General features: G+C 58.2%; 1 protein-coding gene. It reads left to right on the forward strand.

The features are described 5' to 3' along the window. Window positions 1-596: cadherin-like domain-containing protein (locus tag L1D47_RS21000; RefSeq protein WP_239886646.1), on the forward strand; the 596-nt coding region annotated here is incomplete at both ends.

Raw genomic sequence — 596 nt, forward strand, 5'->3', positions numbered from 1 at the left:
GGTAATGTGATTGATGGCAGCAGCGTCGATGGCGAGCTGAGCGTGCAGAGCTTCAGCATCGACGGCGTTGATGGCCCATTCACCCTGGGGCAGGCGGTCACCATCAATGGTGTGGGCAGCTTTACCCTCAATGCGAACGGCAGCTACAGCTTTACCCCGGCCGCGAACTACAACGGGCCGGTACCGGTGATCACTTATGTGCTGACCGATGGCTCAAGCACCGACACCTCGACCCTGACCATTAATGTCACCCCGGTGAACGACAACTTCACCGATGAAAACGAAGTCATTAACGTCGGTGAAGACAGCGGCGCCACCACAGGTAATGTGATTGATGGCAGCAGCGTCGATGGCGAGCTGAGCGTGCAGAGCTTCAGCATCGACGGCGTTGATGGCCCATTCACCCTGGGKCAGGCGGTCACCATCAATGGTGTGGGCAGCTTTACCCTCAATGCGAACGGCAGCTACAGCTTTACCCCGGCCGCGAACTACAACGGGCCGGTACCGGTGATCACYTATGTGCTGACCGATGGCTCAAGCACCGACACCTCGACCCTGACCATCACGGTTGATCCGGTGAACGACAACTTCACCGA

This window comes from Shewanella sp. Isolate7 (assembly GCF_022398425.1).
GTDB lineage: Bacteria > Pseudomonadota > Gammaproteobacteria > Enterobacterales > Shewanellaceae > Shewanella.